The 20,049-nt window shown below is 66.8% G+C and carries 21 protein-coding genes; 13 read left to right on the top strand and 8 right to left on the bottom strand.

Annotated elements, in window-relative coordinates; all coding sequences use genetic code 11:
• On the top strand, nt 1-946 hold a 946-nt coding region (locus KPL81_RS15355), incomplete at its 5' end, for an aldehyde dehydrogenase family protein (RefSeq protein ID WP_219792937.1).
• 99 nt (nt 947-1,045) lie between these two features.
• Entirely contained in the window at nt 1,046-1,792 is a 747-nt protein-coding gene (locus tag KPL81_RS15360) for a CvfB family protein (protein WP_219792938.1), read from the top strand.
• A 32-nt stretch (nt 1,793-1,824) separates the two neighbouring features.
• On the opposite strand, the gene KPL81_RS15365 is transcribed toward KPL81_RS15360, so the two are convergent.
• On the bottom strand, nt 1,825-2,370 hold the full coding sequence (locus KPL81_RS15365; RefSeq protein WP_219792939.1) for a VOC family protein: 546 nt from the start codon (nt 2,368-2,370) through the stop codon (nt 1,825-1,827).
• A 181-nt stretch (nt 2,371-2,551) separates the two neighbouring features.
• Here KPL81_RS15365 and gshB point away from each other — a divergent pair, with 181 nt between their 5' ends.
• From gshB to ruvX, 4 genes are read left to right on the top strand one after another with little or no spacing between them, the layout of a single operon-like run.
• Complete coding sequence (gene gshB / locus KPL81_RS15370) at nt 2,552-3,523, top strand: glutathione synthase (RefSeq protein ID WP_219792940.1); 972 nt, start codon at nt 2,552-2,554, stop codon at nt 3,521-3,523.
• A gap of 25 nt (nt 3,524-3,548) precedes the next feature.
• Entirely contained in the window at nt 3,549-4,457 is a 909-nt protein-coding gene (locus tag KPL81_RS15375) for a TonB family protein (protein WP_219792941.1), read from the top strand.
• Between the two features lie 53 nt (nt 4,458-4,510).
• A complete protein-coding gene (locus tag KPL81_RS15380; RefSeq protein ID WP_209475178.1) occupies nt 4,511-5,083 on the top strand; it encodes a YqgE/AlgH family protein in 573 nt (190 codons plus the stop codon).
• Nucleotides 5,083-5,541, top strand: coding sequence for a Holliday junction resolvase RuvX (gene ruvX / locus KPL81_RS15385; protein ID WP_219792942.1), 459 nt, complete (start codon nt 5,083-5,085; stop codon nt 5,539-5,541). The genes KPL81_RS15380 and ruvX overlap by 1 nt, the downstream gene beginning before the upstream one ends.
• Before the next feature lie 16 nt (nt 5,542-5,557).
• Here the strand turns inward: ruvX and KPL81_RS15390 are convergent, their stop codons facing one another.
• From KPL81_RS15390 to KPL81_RS15400, 3 genes are all read right to left on the bottom strand, one after another.
• Complete coding sequence (locus tag KPL81_RS15390) at nt 5,558-6,205, bottom strand: hypothetical protein (RefSeq protein WP_209475182.1); 648 nt, start codon at nt 6,203-6,205, stop codon at nt 5,558-5,560.
• A gap of 122 nt (nt 6,206-6,327) precedes the next feature.
• On the bottom strand, nt 6,328-7,356 hold the full coding sequence (locus tag KPL81_RS15395) for an aspartate carbamoyltransferase (protein ID WP_209475184.1): 1,029 nt from the start codon (nt 7,354-7,356) through the stop codon (nt 6,328-6,330).
• An 85-nt stretch (nt 7,357-7,441) separates the two neighbouring features.
• The gene (locus KPL81_RS15400; protein WP_219792943.1) at nt 7,442-8,119 is read right to left on the bottom strand and encodes an IclR family transcriptional regulator; all 678 of its coding nucleotides are present in this window, start codon (nt 8,117-8,119) and stop codon (nt 7,442-7,444) included.
• A gap of 199 nt (nt 8,120-8,318) precedes the next feature.
• Here KPL81_RS15400 and KPL81_RS15405 point away from each other — a divergent pair, with 199 nt between their 5' ends.
• From KPL81_RS15405 to KPL81_RS15415, 3 genes are all read left to right on the top strand, one after another.
• A complete protein-coding gene (locus KPL81_RS15405) occupies nt 8,319-10,664 on the top strand; it encodes a cytochrome P450/oxidoreductase (protein WP_219792944.1) in 2,346 nt (781 codons plus the stop codon).
• 80 nt (nt 10,665-10,744) lie between these two features.
• A complete protein-coding gene (locus KPL81_RS15410; protein ID WP_219793196.1) occupies nt 10,745-11,800 on the top strand; it encodes a TRAP transporter substrate-binding protein in 1,056 nt (351 codons plus the stop codon).
• Nucleotides 11,801-11,961: 161 nt separating this feature from the next.
• Entirely contained in the window at nt 11,962-12,387 is a 426-nt protein-coding gene (locus KPL81_RS15415; protein ID WP_219792945.1) for a hypothetical protein, read from the top strand.
• Between the two features lie 16 nt (nt 12,388-12,403).
• On the opposite strand, the gene chrA is transcribed toward KPL81_RS15415, so the two are convergent.
• Both chrA and KPL81_RS15425 read right to left on the bottom strand, forming a co-directional pair.
• The gene (gene chrA, locus KPL81_RS15420) at nt 12,404-13,768 is read right to left on the bottom strand and encodes a chromate efflux transporter (protein ID WP_219792946.1); all 1,365 of its coding nucleotides are present in this window, start codon (nt 13,766-13,768) and stop codon (nt 12,404-12,406) included.
• Between the two features lie 152 nt (nt 13,769-13,920).
• Nucleotides 13,921-14,706 (bottom strand): helix-turn-helix domain-containing protein, encoded by a 786-nt coding sequence (locus KPL81_RS15425; protein WP_219792947.1) that lies wholly within the window; start codon nt 14,704-14,706, stop codon nt 13,921-13,923.
• A 103-nt stretch (nt 14,707-14,809) separates the two neighbouring features.
• Here KPL81_RS15425 and KPL81_RS15430 point away from each other — a divergent pair, with 103 nt between their 5' ends.
• The 3 genes from KPL81_RS15430 to KPL81_RS15440 all read left to right on the top strand — a co-directional run bounded on the left by KPL81_RS15430 (nt 14,810) and on the right by KPL81_RS15440 (nt 17,256).
• Complete coding sequence (locus KPL81_RS15430; RefSeq protein ID WP_219792948.1) at nt 14,810-16,489, top strand: FAD-dependent monooxygenase; 1,680 nt, start codon at nt 14,810-14,812, stop codon at nt 16,487-16,489.
• 1 nt (nt 16,490) lies between these two features.
• Complete coding sequence (locus KPL81_RS15435; RefSeq protein WP_219792949.1) at nt 16,491-16,694, top strand: DUF2783 domain-containing protein; 204 nt, start codon at nt 16,491-16,493, stop codon at nt 16,692-16,694.
• 118 nt (nt 16,695-16,812) lie between these two features.
• The gene (locus KPL81_RS15440) at nt 16,813-17,256 is read left to right on the top strand and encodes a hypothetical protein (protein WP_219792950.1); all 444 of its coding nucleotides are present in this window, start codon (nt 16,813-16,815) and stop codon (nt 17,254-17,256) included.
• Between the two features lie 8 nt (nt 17,257-17,264).
• On the opposite strand, the gene KPL81_RS15445 is transcribed toward KPL81_RS15440, so the two are convergent.
• Nucleotides 17,265-17,618 (bottom strand): MerR family transcriptional regulator, encoded by a 354-nt coding sequence (locus KPL81_RS15445; protein ID WP_219792951.1) that lies wholly within the window; start codon nt 17,616-17,618, stop codon nt 17,265-17,267.
• 96 nt (nt 17,619-17,714) lie between these two features.
• On the opposite strand from KPL81_RS15445, the gene KPL81_RS15450 reads away from it, so the two are divergent.
• Nucleotides 17,715-18,617, top strand: a complete 903-nt coding sequence (locus KPL81_RS15450) for an alpha/beta hydrolase family protein (protein WP_219792952.1) — start codon at nt 17,715-17,717, stop codon at nt 18,615-18,617.
• Nucleotide 18,618: 1 nt separating this feature from the next.
• Here the strand turns inward: KPL81_RS15450 and KPL81_RS15455 are convergent, their stop codons facing one another.
• On the bottom strand, nt 18,619-20,049 hold the full coding sequence (locus KPL81_RS15455) for an aminotransferase-like domain-containing protein (protein ID WP_219792953.1): 1,431 nt from the start codon (nt 20,047-20,049) through the stop codon (nt 18,619-18,621).

Consider the following 20,049-nt stretch of genomic DNA (forward strand, 5'->3'; position numbering starts at 1 on the left):
GGGCGTGTTCTCGCTGCTGTTCGGTTCGGGCCGCGAGATCGGCCAGGCGCTGGTGGCCGACCCGCGCATTCAAGCCGTCGGCTTCACCGGCTCCCGCGGCGGCGGCACCGCGCTGATGAAGACCGCCCAGGCCCGCCCGCAGCCGATCCCGGTCTACGCCGAGATGAGTTCGATCAACCCGGTGTTCCTGCTACCCGAGGCATTACGTGCCCGTGGGGCACAGATCGCCGAGGGCTTCGTCGCCTCGCTCAACATGGGCGCCGGGCAGTTCTGCACCAACCCGGGCCTGGTCATCGCGGTGAAGGGGCCTGAGCTATCCGCCTTCGTCGAGGCGGCGGGCGATGCGCTCAAGGGCAGCGCCGCCCAGACCATGCTCACCCCGGGCATCCACGACGCCTACCAGCAGGGCGTGGGTCGGCTTTCGAGCAATGACAGGGTCAGGGAAGTCGCCCGCGGCCAGGCCGGCGAGTCGGCCCATCCGTGCCAGGCGGGGCTGTTCGTCACCACGGCGGCCGACTTCCTCGCTGACACCGAGCTGCAGGAGGAGGTGTTCGGTTCCACCTCGCTGGTGATCGAGTGCGCCGACCTGGCGGAAGTGAAGCGCGTGGCGAGCCAGCTCGAAGGCCAGCTTACCGCCACGCTGCAGATGGACGACGGCGACCTCGACGCGGCCAAGGCGCTGCTGCCGACTCTCGAGCGCAAGGCCGGCAGGATCCTCGCCAATGGCTGGCCGACGGGCGTCGAGGTATGCCACGCCATGGTCCACGGCGGGCCCTACCCGGCCACCTCCGACAGCCGCACCACCTCGGTGGGTAGCGCGGCGATCTTCCGCTTCCTGCGCCCGGTGTGCTACCAGGCGCTGCCGCAGGGGTTGCTGCCCGAGCCGCTGCGTGACGGCAACCCCTGGGGTGTGTCACGCCTGGTGGACGGTAAGCGCGAGGCGTAGCGCCAACACTTGAATGACTGGAACCTTTGGCGGCCTTCGTGCCGCCTTTTTCTTGTCGTATTTGCCATAATGGCTCCCTACCCACCTGTGGAGCTATGCATGGCCTCTCCTCCCAACGACCGTCGCCAGGGCCGCCCGAACTCTCCAAGGCCCCCATCGGACCGCCAGCGTGAGCGCGCCTCGCGCACGCCCAAGGCCCAGGTGGGCGAGGTGGCCTACCTGGAGGTGGTCACGCTCAACGAGACCGGCGCCTTCCTCGACTGGGGCCATGCGCGGGACGTGCTGCTGCCCTTCGGCGAGCAGCGCTTCCGTCCCACCCCTGGCAAGCGGGTATTGGTACGGCTCTACGAGGATCAGCAGGGGCGGCCGGTGGCCTCGCAGAAGCTCGATCGCTTCGTGCAGGATGCGGCGACGGGGCTGGCGCCGGGCGACGCGGTGGAACTAGTCATCGCCGACGTTACCGACCTCGGCTACAAGGCGGTGGTCGATCATCGCTTCTGGGGGCTGCTCTACCGCGACGACGTCACCCGGCCGCTGCGCCGTGGCCAGCGGGTCACGGGCTACGTGAAGCGCGTGCGTGACGATGGTCGGCTCGACCTCTCGCTGCTGCCGCCGGGGCCGGCACGCCTCGACGTGGTAGGCGAGCAGGTGCTCAAGGCGCTGCGCGAGAGCGGCGGCTATCTGCCGCTCTCAGACAGCAGCGATGCCACGGCGATCAAGACGCGCCTGGGGGTGAGCAAGAACGCCTTCAAGCAGGCCATCGGGCGGCTCTACAAGCGCCGCCTGATCGTCATCGAGGAGAGCGGTATCCGCCTGACGCCCGGTGCTTCGAGCGAGTCGATATAGTTCGAGCCGCCCGAGACCTCTCGATAGGGTGCTCAGTCGAGCGCCTTGAACTCCTCCTCGTGCAGCCAGGCGGCATGCTTGGGCGCGCGCTTGGTCTTCGACCACTCCTCGATCATCGCCGGCGCCACTTCCTTGAGCTGGCGCATCTGCTCCGGCGTGCCCTTCACATAGGTCAGCTCCAGGCGATGGCCGTTGGGGTCGAAGAAATAGATCGAGCGGATGATGCCGTGCTCGGTGGGACCGACCACCTCCACGCCCTTGCGCTCCAGTTCCTCCTTCGCGGCGAGCAGTGCGGCCTCGTCGGCGACGCGAAAGGCGATGTGCTGGACCCATTCCGGCGTGTTGGGATCGCGCCCCATTTCCGGCGAATTGGGCAGTTCGAAGAAGGCCAGGATGTTGCCGTTGCCGGCATCCAGGAACAGGTGCATGTAGGGGTCCGGCGCCTTGGTGGAGGGCACGCGGTCTTCGGCGATGGCGACCAGGAAGTCCATGTTGAGCTTGTCCTGGTACCACTCGACGGTTTCCTTGGCATCGCGGCAGCGATAGGCGACGTGGTGGATCTGCTGGAGTTCGATCATGACGGGGCTCGCGGTAATGGGCGGGGAGCGTCAGGGAGCGGTTCGTAATTTTAGTTTCATTTGAAACTAAAATAGGAGGCTTGGTGCACCCTGTCAAGCTGCCTTGGTGTTGCCGGAAACCCTGGGTCATACTGCGCTCATTTCCCGCATCACGATGGAAACGGTGCCGATGAGCCAACAGATGAGCGAACGACCCCTGCGGGTGGGCGTGGTGATGGACTCCATTGCCCACCTCACCTACAAGAAGGACACTACCCTGGCCATGTTGTGGGCGGCCCAGGAGCGCGGCTGGTCGCTGCACTACATGGAGCAGGAGGATCTCTACCTGCGCGACGGCCGCGCCCATGCGCGCATGCGCGATCTCGCCGCCTTCTGCAATCCCGACGACTGGTACGCGCTGGGAGCGCCGGAGCAACGCCCGCTGGCCGAGCTCGATGTGATCCTGATGCGCAAGGATCCGCCGGTCGATGCGCACTTTCTCAACGCCGTGCATCTGCTGGGTTTCGCGGAACGCGAGGGCGTGCTGGTGGTCAATCCCACACGGGCGCTGCTGGAATGCAACGAGAAGCTGTTCGCCCAGCAGTTTCCGCAGTGCTGTACGCCGACGGTAGTGTCGTGCAGCGAGACGGTACTGCGCGCTTTCCATGCCGAACATCAGGATGTCATCTTCAAGCCGCTCGATGGCATGGGCGGCAGCGGAATCTTCCACGTTCGTCCCGAAGGGCGGAACCTCGGTGCCATTATCGAGATGCTGACCGAGCGCGGCCAGCGCCAGATCATGGCCCAGCGCTACATCCCCGAGATCAAGGACGGCGATACGCGTATTCTGCTGGTGGACGGTGAGCCGGTGCCCTTCGGTCTGGCCCGGGTGCCGATGGCCGGCGAAACCCGCGGCAACCTGGCTGCCGGCGGCACCGGCATCAGTCGCGAACTGACCGAACGCGATCACTGGCTGATCGAACAGGTACAGCCGATGATTCGCGAAAAGGGGCTGATGTTCGTCGGACTCGACGTGATCGGCGATTACATCACCGAGATCAACGTGACGAGCCCCACCTGCGTGCGCGAGATCGACGACCAACGGGGCACCGACATCGCCGGCCTGTTGATGGAGGCCATCGAGCGGCGCCTGGCGCAGCGCTCCCAAGCATAGCAGTACGAGGAGGATGAGACCGCCCATGGTGGCCTCGATCAGCGACCCGATCCACTATGCACCGGTCACGCGGCCCTACCGCCGCTGGCTGGCGCTGTCGCTCGCGTTGCTGTTGCATCTGCTGCTGATCGGGCTGGTGGCGAGCCGGCCGTTTGCACCGCCACCGGCCGAGCGCTCCAGCCTCGACGTGGTGCTGGTGACTCGCCCGGCCGAGGCGCCGGTAGAGGCGCGGGCCATTGCCGACACGAACCAGGAAGCCGCCGGCGTGGAGACCGCCGAGGCGCCTGCCGAACAGCGGGCGAGTGCGATTGACGAAGTGCCGGTACTCGAGGCGCCCGGCAGCGTTGTGGAGCCGGCTGCTCAGGCCGAACCGCCCGCCAGCGAGCCCGAAGTCGTCGACGAGACCCCAGCCGACGCCGAGCCGGCCAGCGAAGCCTCATCGCAGGCGGAGGCTCGCGAAAGCGCTCCCGAGGCATCGGAATCGTCGGCAGAGCAGGCCGCTGAGGCGCCCACGGCAACGGGCCGCGATCTGCTGGCGCAGGCCACCCGCAGCATTCGTCAGCAGGGGCTCGATGCCAACATCGCCGGGCCTGCCGACGACCTGTCGCGACCCGCCGCGCAGCGCGCCGCGGAGGCGCGCTACATCGACGACTGGACCCGTCGCGTCGAAGACTATGGCAACCGAGTTCATCCGGCGCCGAGCCACCTGCACGGCCAGCTGCGCATTCGCGTGGTGATCGGACGCGATGGTCAGCTTCGCCAGGCGGAGGTGGTACAATCCTCAGGACATACCGAACTCGATCAGGCGGCGTTGGAAACCGTGCACGGTGCCGGGCCCTACCGGCCCTTCGACAGCACCATGGGAGAGCTGGACAGCCTCTCAATCACCCGCGTCTGGCGGTTCGGACAAGGCAACCATTTTGGCGTGCGCTAAAGGAAACGGCCATATCGTGTTTCCTCGGCCCAACATCGCCGCCCGGGAGTCCCATGCAATCCGTGCAAAACCTAGGCTTGAGACATCACTTTTTGCTGGCGATGCCGCACCTGGAAGACCCCAACTTTACCGGCACCCTCAGCTATCTCTGCGACCACGACGAGAACGGCACCATGGGGGTCATCGTCAACCGGCCGCTGGAGATCACTCTCGATGCGCTGTTCGAGCAGCTCGAACTCGACGGCGAAGAGAGTCCGCATCGCAACGCGCCGGTTTACTACGGCGGCCCGACCCACAAGGATCGTGGCTTCATCCTGCATCGCGGTTCCAGCGAGCCCTGGGATTCCAGTATCCAGGTCGATGACGACATCGCCCTCACCACATCCATGGACATTCTGCTGGCGCTGGCCGCGGGGGACGGCCCCGAGGAGTTTCTGGTGTGCCTCGGCTGCGCCGGCTGGGAGGCGGGTCAGCTCGAGCAGGAACTCAAGGACAACGCCTGGCTTACCGTCGAGGCGCAGGCGGAAATCCTGTTCAAGATCCCACCGGAGCAGCGCCTGAGTGCCGCCGCCGGCATTCTCGGTATCGACCTGAACCTGATGTCGCGGGAGGCCGGGCACTCGTAATGGCCGATGCGGGAGCGCGCCTGATCCTGGCCTTCGACTTCGGCACTCGCCGCATCGGCGTGGCGGTGGGTAACGAACTGCTCGCCAGCGCCCGCCAGCTCGAACCGCTGCCGGCCCGCGACGGCATTCCCGACTGGAACGTGGTCATGCGGCTGGTCGAGGAGTGGCAGCCCGATCTGTTCGTGGTGGGGCTGCCGCTCAACATGGACGGCAGCGAGTCGGAGATGAGCACGCGGGCACGCAAGTTCGGCAAGCGCCTCTACGGTCGCTACGGCAAGCCCTGCGAAATGGTCGACGAGCGCGGCTCCACCCGCGAGGCCAAGGCCATCGCCCGTGAGTCGGGGCGGCTGCGCAACCCCGCCAAGAGCTACCGCGACGACGGCGTCGACGGTATTGCGGCGGTGCTGATCCTGGAGAGCTGGTTCGCCCGCCGTGAGGGCCTGCCGGCGCGTGGATGACAGGCCCGGGCAGGGCTCAGGTGGTCAGTACCCGTTCCTCGTCGTACTGCGCGGCGATGTCCTTCACCGAGATGCAGGTGTACTTGAGCACGAAGAAGGCCAGGGTGGCGGGGCAGGTGAAACTCTCCTCGAAGCGCTCCACCTGGCCACCGTAGCCGCGGGTGACGCTGGCGCGATAGGCATTGCCGGCCTTGGTCAGCTTGACCGTGGCCTGGCGGTCGACCTCCTGCTTTTCCAGCACCAACTCGCGCTGCCGGCTCAGCAGGTCGTCGAGCATCTTGCCACCTTCGCGCTCCTCGGGCGTGGCCCACACCTCCTGGTCCCGCTTGCCGTACTGGAACAGCATGATCGCCGGCAGTACGGAGAAGATGGCGCCGGTCAGCAGCCAGGCCAACTCGGCACCGGGGGGATGCAGCGCGAACACGGCAAAAAACTGCACCACGAAGGCGGCCGCGAGGATGCCTGCCAGCGGACGCCACATACGCGGATTCATCACCGGCTTGCCCGTGGTATGCCCCCACAGTCCGGCAGCGACCAGCGCCCCCAGGCCCACCGTCGCCACGCCCCAGATCGGGCCGCCGCCCACCAGCAGGGCAATGACGCCGATTGCCACCAGCACGCTATAGAACACCGCCAGCAGTATGTACGCTCGTTCCAGGTTCATGCGTCACATCTCCTTTCTCCGGCTGCCTTGGTGGGCAACGCCATTGTTATTAAAGAGTGTTCTTCGAGTTCGTCAGGTTCCGTTCGTCCTCAGCATAGCGATGCCGAGCGTTGGCTGCCTAGTCACAGGGCAGGATCGTCGACGCCGACCCGCTCGGGAACGAACCAGCGTACCGGACGCAAGTCCTTTTCGATCAGCTCTTCCACCTGCAGCAGAGTGGCGAAGATCGCCATGCGTACCGGAATGCCGTTGTCGGTCTGGCGGAATATCGCCAGGCGCGGATCGCCGTTGAGATCCACGTCGAGGTCGTTGGCATCCGGGCGGCTGTCGCGAGGCAGCGGATGCATGACGATGGTGTCGCGGCCGCAGCGCTGGTCCATGAAGGCGCGGTCGACGGTGAAGTCACGCGACAGGCTGAAGCCTTCGCTCATCTCGGCGGTGAAGCGCTCCTTCTGGATGCGGGTGGTGTAGACCACGTCCACGTCCGCGTAGTCGTCGGCCAGGCTGGTACGTTCTTCGACGCGGTGGCCGCGGGAGGCGACCAGCTCGATGAGGTAATCGGGCATCTCCAGCCCCGGCGGCGCTACCAGGGTGATGCGCATGGGATCGTAGAGCGACAGCAGCTTGATCAGTGAGTGCACGGTACGGCCGTACTTGAGATCGCCCGTGAGCAGTACGTGGGCGCCGGCGAGCTGCTTGCCCAGCCGGGTGAACTCCTTGTCGATGGTATAGAAGTCGAGCAGCGCCTGGCTGGGGTGTTCGCCGGGGCCGTCGCCGCCGTTGATCACCGGCACGTGGGTGGCGGCGGCAAACTCCGCTACCGAGCCCTGGTCGGGGTGGCGCATGACGATGGCGTCACAGTAGCCGCTCATCACCCGGCTGGTGTCGTAGAGCGACTCGCCCTTGGCCATGGAGGAGAAGGTGAAGCCGGTGGTGTCGCAGACGCTGCCGCCCAGGCGGCAGAAGGCGGCGTGGAAGCTGACCCGGGTGCGGGTACTGGCCTCGAAGAACAGATTGCCGAGCACGGCGCCCTCCAGCACCCGGGTGACCTGGCGGCGTTGGGCGATGGGCTCCATGCGGGCGGCGACGCGCATCAGGTGGTCGACGCTTTCGCGGGTCAGGGAATCGACGGAGAGCAGGTGGCGACTCATCGAGGGCCTCGAAGGTGGCAGCGAAGGATGGCCCGTAGTGTAACGCCACCGAGGCCGCGCTTCACAGCGTGCGACGACATGAGGCTCAACGGCCGAGCAGTTCGGCCAACTCGTGTGCGTAAGCCTTCACTTCGCCTATTGCCCGCTCGGTATCGAGGTCGTCCATCGCCACCACGCCCACGCAGGCCTCGATGCCGGGACGGAACTGCGGCGTGGCCACGGGGCTGGCTACCCCCACTGCACCGCGCTGCAACTGGCCGCGGGTCAGGCTGTAGCCGTCGGCTCGCGCCTGGCGCACCGCCTCGCTGTCGTCCGCGTGCGGGGCACGGCCAGCCAGGATGGCGATACCCGCCGCCCCCTGCGACAGCGGATGGCGGCTACCGACCCGATAGCCCACCCGCAACAGGCCCTCCTCCGGCTCCGCCACCAGCAGCACAACGCACTCTTCGCCCTGGGCCACCGAGACGAAGGCGGTGGCTCGGGTCGCCTTGGCCAGCGCCTGCAACAGCGGCTGGGCCACGCTGCGCAGCTGCGGCTCGAAGCGCGAAGCCAGCAGCGATATGCCGGCGCCCAGGCGCAGCGCGCCCTCGCTGGTACGTGCCACCAGGCCGTGCTGTTCCAGGGTGGTGACGATGCGATAGGCGATGGCGCGGTGCACGTCGAGCCGCTCGGCGAGTTCGGCGACGCTGATGCCCTCGGCGTGTTCGGCGACGATTTCCAGCGCGTGCAGGCCGCGGTCCAGGGTTTGCAGGGTGGTAGCCATCGAACGGCATCTCTCGAGTTGATGTTGGCAGTGCATGGTAGCGCAGCCGGCGGGATTGACGTTCCCGGGCAAACTGCCTATGTTTCCTTACGTGTTCGTTAAACGATACCAAGTGTGCGATAAAAGTAAAACAATTCGACAGGAAAGCCCAGCCACTCATGACAGCAACGATTCGGGCGACAGCCACGCGGGAGGCCTCATGACATCAGCAACACAGCGGAACGCTAGCGGTGCGGGCGGCTGCCCCTTTCACGGCGGCGATGAGCCGGCGTTGGCGCCCGACGGTTGCCCCGTGTCGCCCCGGGCGGCGGCCTTCGATCCCTTCGAACGCCCCTACCAGCTCGACCCCGCCGAGGCGCTGCGCTGGTCCCGCGAGCAGGAGCCGGTGTTCTACAGCCCCCGGCTCGGCTATTGGGTCGTAAGTCGCTACGACGACATCAAGGCGATCTTCCGCGACAACCTCACCTTCTCGCCGTCGATCGCGCTGGAGAAGATCACGCCGGCAAGCCGAGAGGCCCAGGCGGTGCTCGAGAGCTACGACTACGGCATGAACCGTACGCTGGTGAACGAGGACGAGCCGGCCCACATGGCGCGGCGCCGCGAGCTGCTGGAGGCGTTCTCACCCGAGGCGCTGGAGGCGCATGCGCCGGTGGTGCGCCGCCTGGTGCGCGAGAAGCTCGACGCCATCATCGACCGCGGCCGTGCCGACCTGGTCGCCGAAATGTTCTGGGAAGTACCGCTTACCGTGGCGCTGCACTTCCTCGGCGTGCCCGAGGAGGACATGGAGCAGCTGCGGCGTTTCTCCGTTGCCCATACGCTAAATACCTGGGGGCGTCCGTCGCCGGAGCAGCAAGTCGAGGTGGCCGAGGGGGTCGGCAAGTTCTGGCAGTACTCGGGGGAGGTACTGAGGAAGATGCAGGCCCGGCCGGAAGGCCACGGCTGGATGTACGACATGATCGAGAAGAACCGGCAAAAGCCGGATGTCGTCACCGACAACTACCTGCACTCCATGATGATGGCGATCATCGTCGCCGCCCACGAGACCACGGCGCTGGCCACCGCCAACGCCTTCCGCCAGTTGCTCTCGCGCCCCGAAGTGTGGACCGACCTGTGCGACAACCCGGCGCTGATTCCCGCCGCGGCCGAGGAGTGCCTGCGTCACTCCGGCTCGGTGGTAGCCTGGCGGCGCATCGCCACCCGCGACGCCGAGGTAGGCGGCGTGACCATCCCCGAGGGCGGCAAGATCCTGATGGTCACCGCTTCGGCCAATCACGATCCAGCCCACTTCGAAAACCCCGACGAACTCGACATCTACCGCGACAACGCCGTCGACCACCTCACCTTTGGCTACGGTAGCCACCAGTGCATGGGGAAGAATCTCGGCCGGATGGAGATGCGCATCTTCCTCGAGGAATTCACCCGCCGCCTACCGCACCTGGAGCTCGAGGAGCAGGAGTTCACCTTCCTGCCCAATACCTCGTTCCGCGGCCCGGAGGCGCTGTGGGTGCGCTGGGATCCGGCGCAGAACCCGGAGCGCCGCGACCCGGCGGTGCGCGACGCCCAGCGCGATTTTCCCGTCGGGGCGCCGTCGCGCCAGGACATCGCCCGCGAAATGGTCGTCGCCAAGGTGCATGCCGCCGCCGAAGGCGTACTGCAGCTCGCCCTGGAGGATCCGCATGGGCGCCGCGTGCCGGAGTGGAGCCCCGGCTCCCATGTCGACCTGATCGTGGACGACTACGTGCGCAAGTATTCGCTGTGCGGCGAGACGGACGATTCCTACTGGCTGCAGGTCGCCGTGCTGCGCGAAGAGTCCGGGCGCGGTGGCTCGGCGTGGATCCACGAGCACCTGAAACCGGGCATGCCCCTGCGCCTGCGGGGGCCCAAGAACCACTTCCGCCTCGACGAGACGGCCGACCGCTACGTGCTCATCGCCGGCGGTATCGGCATCACGCCGATCATCGCCATGGCCGACCGCCTCAAGCGGCTGGGCAAGCCCTTTGAACTGCACTATGCCGGCCGCTCGCGCTCCAGCATGGCCTTCATCGAACGGCTCGAGCGCGACCACGGTGATGCCCTGCGGCTTTATCCCAAGGCCGAGGGGGCACGGCTCGATCTCGCCGCCCTGCTCGCCGAGCCCCGCGACGGTACGCTGCTTTATGCCTGCGGCCCCGAGCGCCTGCTAGCGGCGCTTGAAGCCGGCACCGCCCAATGGCCGGAGGGCAGCCTGCGCGTGGAGCACTTCACTGCCGAGGGCGCACTGCTGGACCCGGGGCACGAGCACGCCTTCGAGGTCGAACTCACCGACTCCGAGCTCGTCGTCGAGGTGGCCGCGGACCGCACCCTGCTGCAGGCGCTGCGTGCCGCCGGTGTCGACGTGCCCAGCGACTGCGAAGAGGGCCTGTGCGGCTCCTGCCAGGTCGAGGTGGTGGAGGGCGAGATCGATCATCGCGATAAGGTGCTCACCGCTGCCGAGCGCGCCGGCCAGGATCGGTTGATGAGCTGCTGCTCGAGGGCGAAGGGGAAAAAGCTCGTTCTGGCTCTCTAATCCCCAACACAACCACAACACGCAAGACGTACGCCAACCCTGACAATCGGGACTCACGAGGAACGACAATGAAAATGAAGATGCACAAGCTCGCGACACTGACCGTGCTTACCACCCTCTCCCTGGGCGCCTTCCAGGGCGCCGCGGCCACCGAACTCACGGTGAGCACCTGGGCCGGCCCCAACCACGGCGTCAATACCATCGTCTGGCCAACCTGGGGCAAGTGGGTGGAGGATGCCACCGAGGGGCGCGTCACCGTCAACGTGGTCCACGACATGGGCCCGCCCAACGCCCAGATGGAGCTGATCGCCGACGGCGTGGCCGACGTCACCTGGCTGTTCCACGGCCTGATGCCGGGGCGCTTCGAGCTGACCAAGCTGCCTGAATTCCCGACCTTCGAAGACTTCTCCTCCGAAGCCGCCTCGGTAGCCTACTGGCGCACTCACAACGAGTACTTCGCCGAGGCCGGCGAGCATCGCGGCGTCGAGGTGATCGGCGTGGGGGTGCACGGTCCGGGCTCGCTGTTTCTCAACGAATCGATCGACAGCCTCGATGGCCTCGACGGCAAGCGCGTGCGTATCGGTGGCGGGGTGATGGGCGATATCTCCAACGCGCTGGCGCTTACCGGGGTGGCATTGCCGCCGGCCAGCACCTACGAGGCGGCGACCCAGGGGGTCATCGACGGTGCTATGCTGACGCTGGAAGGGCTGAAGAGCTTTCGCCTGGCCGAGGTGTTGCCCTACACGGTGCAGATGCCGGGCGGCTTCTATCGCGGCAGCTTCTCACTGGTGATCAATCCCGACACCTGGGCCTCGCTCTCCGCCGAGGATCGCGAGGCGATCCAGGATGTTTCCGGCGAAAAACTCTCGCGCCTGTTCGGCTACATGATGGATGTGGTCGACGTGCGTGGCATCGAGTTTGCCAAGGAGCAAGGCAATACCTTCGTCGAGCTGCCCGCCGAGGAGATCGAGCGCTTCCAGCAGATGGTGGCCGATCTACCGGAGGCCTGGATGGAAACGGCCGAGCAGAAGGGCATCGACGGCGAGGCGGCACACGCCTACTTCTTCGAGCAGCTCGATGCCGCCCAAGGCGAGGAGGGGCTCTCCGCCGACGAGGTAATCGATCCCGAGGTTTGATCCGGCCCCCAAGACGACTCTGCGAGCGCGGCCATGGCCGCGCTCGCTGCGTCATGGCTAGTGCGATTTAAGTTTCAATTGAAACTATTTTGACCTCGGTCAATGCTGCCGAGAGCCCGGGAGTCGATACTGCGGGAAACGCACCGAGAAGGAGGGGTAGCATGAGCCAGGCAGCCAAGAACACATGGTGGAACCGTCTCTGCGAGGGCAGCTACCGCGCTTCCACGCGCCGGCTGGTACACGACATCGAGGCGGAGTCGCCGCAGGTCTACAGCGAGATGCTCAAGGACCTCGAGACGCCGCTGGAACCCGCCTTCGAACGCGAGATGGCGCGTCACCTCGACCGTGGCGGCTTTCGCGCCTTCGTGCCGGCCGAGACGCTGATGCCGACCATGCTGCAGCGCTTCGGCCTCGAGCCGACCAGCGTCGCCGAGCATGCCAGTTACCCCAGCCTGCGCGGCAACTGCAACGCCTGCCCGGTGGCCGGTCATTGCTGGGGCGCCATGCGCCGAAATGCAGGGCTCGACGAGTGCCGTGCCTTCTGCCCCAATGCGGCGGCCTTCGAGCGTCTGGCCGAGACGGCCTGACGTCGTCTGCCGGCGATCACCACAGCGACAGCAGCACCCCGGCCAGGGCGCAGGCCCCCAGCACCTTGAGCATGCCCACGCCGAAGCGGAAGATCGCCAGTAGGGCCGCCACCGACAGCACCAAGGCGGCCACGTCCAGGCTGGCGACGTCGGGTATCAGCAAGCGCAGTCCTGCGCTGCGCCATTCGCCCACCTCGGCGAACACCACATGCAGGCCGAACCATACCGCCAGATTGAGTACCACGCCCACCACCGCGGCGGTGATCGCCGTCATGGCGCCGCTCAGCGCGGCGTTGTCGCGCAGGCGTTCCACGTAGGGGGCGCCGAGGAAAATCCACAGAAAGCAGGGCACGAAGGTGACCCAGGTGGTGAGCACCGCTGCCAGGGGCGCGGCCAGCCACGGATCGAGGGGGGCGGCGTCGCGGAAGGCGCCCATGAAGCCGACGAACTGCACCACCTGAATCAGCGGGCCGGGCGTGGTCTCGGCCATGCCCAGGCCATCGAGCATCTCTCCCAGCGCCAGCCAGCCGTAGCTCTGCACCGCCGCCTGGGCCACGTAGCTCAGCACTGCGTAGGCGCCGCCGAAGGTCACCACCGCCATCCGGCTGAAGAAGGTGGCGATCTGGCTGAACAGGTTGTCCGGCCCCAGCGTCAGCAGCAGCAGCGCCACCGGCGTTAGCCACAGCGTCAGGCAGATAGCCGATATCTTGAGCGACCAGGCGCGATTGGGCCGCGCATGGGCGGGCAGCTCGGCACCGAGCAGGGAATCGCCGTCGGCCAGACCGCTGGCCTCCTCCGCACCATGGCCGCCGCCGACACGAAACAGCGGCGAGCCGGCCTTGCCGCCGACGAAGCCGATCAGCGCCGCCCCCAGTATGATCAGCGGAAAGGCGATATCGAGAAAGAAGATCGCCACGAACGCCGCCGCGGCGATGCCCAACATCGTGTTGTTGCGTAGTGCGCGTTTGCCGATGCGCACCACCGCGTTGATGACGATGGCCAGCACCGCTGCCTTCAACCCGAAGAACAGCCCCTCCACCATGCCCACATTACCCAGCGCGGCATACAGGTAGCTGAGCGCCAGGATGCTGATGAAGCCGGGCAGCACGAACAGCGTGCCGGCCAGCAGCCCGCCCTTGGTGCGATGCATCAGCCAGCCGATGTAGATCGCCAGCTGCTGTGCTTCCGGCCCCGGCAGCAGCATGCAGTAGTTGAGCGCATGCAGGAAACGGTTCTCGCCGATCCAGCGTTTCTCCTCGACCAGGATGCGATGCATCACGGCGATCTGCCCGGCCGGGCCGCCGAAGCTGAACAGGGCGATGCGCAGCCAGACGTGCACGGCCTCGCGGAAGGGAACGTCGTGTGGCAGGGGCGGTAGCATGCGGTCTTCCTTCAGGCACTCGAAGCCAAGCCGCCCATCTTAGCCGCTCGAGATGACAGCGTCGTGTGGTTACACCGGAGGCCTGCGCCAGCCATTGATATGCGAGGCAAGGCGATCAGCCCCGTTCATGGCTGTCCCTCGCGAAGAGAGGATTAGTTGCTACGACACAGCGCCACCAGCCGCGCCTTGGAGGGCACGCCGAGCTTGGCATAGGCGCGCTTGCGATAGGTTTCAGCAGTGGAGAGGGCGATATCGAGTTCGGCGGCGGCGGTCTTGAGGGTATGGCCGCGCAGCAGGTAGAGGCACAGCTGGCGCTCGCGCTCGGAGAGCGGGGCGAGGATGGCCGCCTCCTCGGGGCTCGCCCGCTGCGACGAGATGGGTCTGGCCTGGCCGTAGTGGCGGCGCATCAGGCTGGCCAGCAGCGGCACCAGGGCGTCCAGGCGAGCGAGGTCGTCACGACCGAAGGGGCCGGCCTCGCGGCCACGGTAGAGGTTGAGGTAGTAGACGCTCTGCTCCCCGGGCAGGGTCAGCGAGACCTTGTCGACCAGGTTGGGGAAGGCGAACAGGTGGCTGCGATAGGCTGCCGGCATGGCGTCGGCCTGCATCGGCGTGACTTCCGCGCCGATCTCTTCGCCCTCTTCCGCCATCAGCTGGCGCAGGCGCTGGTAGTTGGGATCCTGGCGGAACAGGCCGCCGGTGTAGAGCTCCGCCAGGCGACCGGCCATGCGCGGCGTGCGCCGGTTATCCGCCAGCAGGCAGTCGACCTCGTCGCGACCGTCGAAGGCGAACACCATGCACTGCTCGATACCCACCGCCTGGCGCAGCAATGCCAGCAGTGCTTCGTCGAAACCCGCCTCGCCCAGCCGCGCCACGCACTCGGCCATGGCCGGGATCAGCCCCGGCCAATCGCTGGCATGTTCATCGCTGGGTTCGCGCATATGTCGCTGCCTCTCGTTGCGTGCTGTCCTGGCTTTTGCGGGACACCGTCGGGTCGCTACCGGAGTAGTCTGTCGGTAGACACAACGCCAACAGGAGCCGCCCATGCGACCCGCCGGACGCGCCGAGACCGACTCGCTCTATTTCGATTATCCCTACTTTCCCTTCGTTCGTCCTCCCGAGCTGGATGGCTGGGCGGTGCGCCATCGGGTGGCCATCGTCGGTGCCGGCCCGGTGGGCGTCACCGCCGCGCTGGAACTGGCGCGCCACGGCATCGAAAGCGTGGTTCTCGACGACAAGGCGACCGTCAACGACGGCTCGCGGGCGATCTGCATCTCCCGCCACAGCCTGGAGATTCTGCAGCAGCTCGGCGTCGATGCTCCCTTCGTGGCGAAGGGCCTGGGTTGGACGCAGGGGCGCACCTACTTTCGCGACCGCGAGATCTTTCGCTTCGAGATGCCCCACTCCGAGCAGGAGCGCTTCCTGCCGATGATCAACCTGCAGCAGCAGTACATCGAGAAGTTCCTCATCGACAAGGCCGGCGAGAGCGGCCTCGTCGAACTACGCTGGCAGAGCGCGGTGACCGGCGTGAGCCAGGATGAGGACGGCGTGACTCTCGAGGTGACCACTCCCGAGGGCGACTACCGCCTCGAGTGCGACTACCTGCTGGCCGCCGATGGCGCGCGCAGCGTGGTGCGCAAGGCCTTCGGCCTCGCCCTGCACGGCGAGGCCTACGAAGGCCGCTACGTGATCGCCGACATTCGCCTGCGCTCCGACTTTCCTACCGAGCGGCGCGCCTTCTTCCATTCCCACGCCCTGCCCGATACCACCATCCTGGTGCACAAGCAGCCCGACGACATCTGGCGCATCGATTACCAGCTCGGCCCCGAGGAAGACCCGCAGGCGGCGGTGGAGGAGGCCAGCATCCGCGAGCGGGTGAGCCTGATAGTGCGCGAGGTGCTAGGCGAGGGCGACGACTGGGAGCTCGAATGGTGGAGCCTCTACAAGGCCCATACCCTGGCGCTGGACGATTACCGCCATGGCCGGGTGCTGTTCATCGGCGACAGCGCCCACCTGGTGCCGATCTTCGGCGTGCGTGGCCTCAACAACGGCCTGGCCGACGCCGCCAACGCCGGCTGGAAGCTGGCCTCAGTGCTCAAGGGGCTGGCGCCTGATCGACTGCTCGACAGCTACAGCCCGGAGCGGCGCGGCGCCACCCTGGACGTCTTCGCCAACGCCGGCAAGAGCACCCGCTTCATGACCCCGCCGAGCCGGGGCTACCGGCTGATGCGCGACGCCGCCCTCACGCTGGCGCTGCACAATGACTATGCCAGCGGCTTCGCCAACCCACGCCAGGTCACGCCCTACACCTACGCCGAGAGCCCGCTGACCCTGCCCGACGATGCCGACTTCGAGGCCGGGCCGATCCCCGGCGCGCCGCTGCCTAACCGCCGGTTGGGCGAGGACGACTACCTGCTCGATCATCTGGGCACAGGTTTCGTCCTGCTGCACTTCAGCGAGGACGGGCGGCCCGATCCGACACTCGCAGAGCGGCTGGCTACGTTGCAGGCCCGGGGCCAGGCCGTCGAGCTGCTGCGCGTGGCCCGCGAGCCGGGTGCCGAGGGCGCACTGGTGGATTGCGACGGTGGCCTGTTCGCCGCCTACGGCGCCGAGCCCGGCAGCGCCTACCTGGTGCGCCCCGACCGCCACGTGGCGGCGCGCTGGAAGCACCTCGATCCTGCCGATCTGGAACCCGCTCTCGTGACTACCCTGGGAGGTAAATGAGATGACCGTTACCACACTGCCATTCGCCGATCTTGAGCGGGTCTACGAGACCCTGGCCGAGACCTTGGATACCTTGCCCGAAAGCCAGGAGCGCCTGTTTCTGGCGCAGTTGGCGCTGGCACTGGCCCATCGGGTGGGTGACATCGAGCGAGTGGCGGCAGCCGTCGAAGAGGCGCGGCGAGGTATCGCCGGCGTTTCCGGCTGATGGTTATGGCCGGTTTCGAGTAAGCGAGGGCTTACTTCATTGGCTATAAATTGAGCGTGGTCAAGGCGAGATGACGCACAGGGGCTACGGTAAGGAATGTCCGTAGAGGAACGCCTCGATGAGTAAACCTCGACCTCTCCAAGAGCCCCTTCTGCCGCCAGGTGACGAGAAACAGCTGCACGATTTTCTCGAAGGTGAACGGGCTCTGCTCGAACTCAGGTGCTGCGAGCCGAAAGCGCTGAGCCAGCTCATCCATGACCTGGCGCACCCCATGAGCCCTTCGCTGGAGCAGGCGATAGCACGCTGCCTGGCCAGTCGGGAGCTGGAGTTCGCTGCTGCCGAAACCTTGCTCCCGTCGATGATGCACCGCTTCGGCCTCGAGCCTGGCGCCTGTCGCCAGGATCCGGCCATCCATTCCTTGCGCACCGTCTGCAGCGCCTGCCCGAAAGTTGCGGCCTGCTGGCTGGCGCTGCGGCATCAGGCATCCCAGGAGGAGTGCCGGGAGTTTTGCCCCAACGCCGAGGCGCTCGAAACGTTGAAGCCGCCGCCTCGCGATGAGTGAGTGTTCGCTCAGCGTGGGGGCGCGACCAGGCGCGCCAGCAGGTCGTCGATCATGCCGATCTTGGCTTCGGCCGCGCGGATCTGGGCGCAAAACGCCTCACGCTTGTGCCGCAAGCGCGCTTCCAGCTCGTCGCAGAACGGCGGCTCCGGACGGAAGTGCGGCATCGCCTCGCGGATCTCGTCGAGACGGAACTCCAGCTCACGTGCCCTGCGCACGAAGCGCAGTTCCGCCAGGGTCTGCTCGGTGTACTCGCGATAACCGTTGTCACGTCTCGAGGGCGGAGTGATCAGGCCGCGCTTCTCGTAGAAGCGAATGGTGTCGCGGCCCAGCCCACTGGCTCGTTCCAGCTCGCCGATCAGCATGAGGAAAACCCCTTGACTGTGGAGTTGGCTCCACACCTTACCATGGCTTGGCGCGGCCATACGGGGGCTGCCACGACATGGCGAGGAGGCAACGAGATGGCATCCAGGATCGAGGAGCGGCAGCTACAGACCGGCGACGGCGTGGCCATCGCCGCGCGTTTCTTCACCCCGGCGCAGCCCACTGCGGCGGTGCTGATCGCTCCCGCCATGGGCGTGCCGCAGCGCTTCTATGCGCCGCTGGCGCAATGGCTGGCGGGCCAAGGGATGGCCGTGGCCACCTTCGACTACCGCGGCATGGGCGCGTCGCGGCCGCCGCGGCTCAGCGGCTTTCCGGCCACCATCATGGACTGGGCGCGCTTTGATGCCGCGGCGATGCTCGAGGCGCTTGAGCGCCACGCGCCCGGGCTGCCTCTCCATTGGGTCGGCCACAGTCTGGGCGGGCAGATCCCGCCGCTGGTGCCGGGACACGAGCGACTCGAGCGCATCGTCACCGTGGCCTGCGGCAGCGGCTACTGGCGCGAGAACGCACCGGCGCTGAAGCGACGGGTATGGCTGTTCTGGTTCGGCGCCGTGCCGCTGCTCACGCCACTGCTGGGCTATTTTCCCGGCAAGCGGCTCAACATGGTGGGGGACCTGCCGCGCGGCGTGGTCGAACAGTGGCGGCGCTGGTGCCTGCACCCAGAGTACGCCGTAGGGGCGGAGCCCGGCGTGCGTGAACGCTTCGCCGCCGTGCGCACGCCGGTGGTCTCGCTCTCCTTCAGTGACGACGATTTCATGTCGGCGCGCAACACCGAGTCGCTGCATGGCTTCTATACCAATGCCCCGCGTATCCTGTTGCGTATCCGGCCCCGTGAGGCGGGCCTGACACGCATCGGCCACTTCGGCTTCTTCCGCGCGGAGCACGAGCAGGCGCTGTGGCAGCGCTACCTGCTGCCCGCACTGCAAGGTGCCGAGCCGGCATTGGCGGCAACGGCGGAAGGGAGCACGACGGGATCGTGACTCAGGCCGGCACTTGCTGGTCCAGCAGCGCCGTTACCGCCTCGCCGACCCGCCTGATGCCGGCTTCGACGGCGGGCGTCATCGCCGTGGCGTAATTCAGGCGCAGGCAATGGCGGTACTTGCCCGAGGCCGAGAATAGCGACCCCGGCGTGACATGCAGCCCTTCGCCGACCAGGCGCTCCTTGAGGCGTACGCAATCGATATTGCCCGGCAGCTCCAGCCATAGCAGGAAACCGCCCTGGGGATAGCTGACTCCTGTGCCGGGCGGGAAGTAGCGCATCACCCAGTCGATCATGATGTCGCGATGCTGGCGGTACTGACGGATCATCTCGCGCAGGTGGCGCTCGTAGTGGCCGTGCTGGACGAACTCCGCCACCGCCAGCTGCGGCAGCGTGGCCGAGGCGCCGGTGGAAACGTACTTCATGTGCAGCACCTGGTCGCGATAGCGCCCCGGCGCCATCCAGCCGACTCGAAGCCCAGGCACCAGCGTCTTGGAGAAGGCACTGCACAGCAGCACACGGCCGTCGTCGTCGAAGCTCTTGAGAGTGCGCGGCCGGGGCGTGTCGAAGGAGAGATCGCCATAGATATCGTCCTCGACGATGGCCACGTCGAAGCGCTGGGCCAAAGCGACCAGGGCGCGCTTGCGCGCCTCGGGCATGGTATAGCCGAGCGGGTTGTTGCAGGTGGGGGTGATCTGGATCGCCTTGATCGGCCACTGTTCCAGCGCCAGCTCCAGCGCTTCCAGGCTGATGCCGCTCTGCGGGTCGGTGGGGATCTCCAGCGCCTTGAGCTTCTGCGCCTTGAGGATCTGCATGGTGCCGTAGAAACTCGGTGAGTCCACCGCGACCACGTCGCCGGGCTCGGTCAGGGTGCGCAGGGCGAGCGAGAGTGCTTCCTGACAGCCGGTGGTGATCAATACATCGTCGGGATGCAGCAGGCAGCCCGACTTGTCGGCCAGCCTGACGATCTGACGGCGTAGTTCGAGGCTGCCCTGCAGGCTGTCGTAGCTGAGCCCATGGGCTGCAACATGCCGATGCAATGTACTCAGCTGGCGGTGCAGGGGGCGAAGGCTGGCGGCAGTGAGGTCGGGAATGCCGCGCCCCAGCATCAGCAAGCGGTCGTGCACGGGGGAGGAGGCGACCAGCTCCAGTACCTGATCCCACTGGGACACGTCCAGCGGACGCTGGGCCGGGCGCGATACCTTGGGCAGCACGCTCGGGGTCGGCCGAGGCAGCACATAGTAACCCGAGCGCGGGCGTGCTTCTGCGAGGCCGGATTCCTCCAGCCGACGATACGCCTCCTGAGCGGTGGAGACGCTGACGCCAAGCTCGCGGCAGAGCGTACGCACGGAGGGCAGTCGGTCGCCGATACGATACTGGCCCTGCTCGATGCGCTGGGTCAGGGTCTGAGCCACATGGTCGTAGCGCTTCAT

The sequence above is a fragment of the Billgrantia antri genome (genome assembly GCF_019430905.1).
Lineage (GTDB): Bacteria > Pseudomonadota > Gammaproteobacteria > Pseudomonadales > Halomonadaceae > Halomonas > Halomonas antri.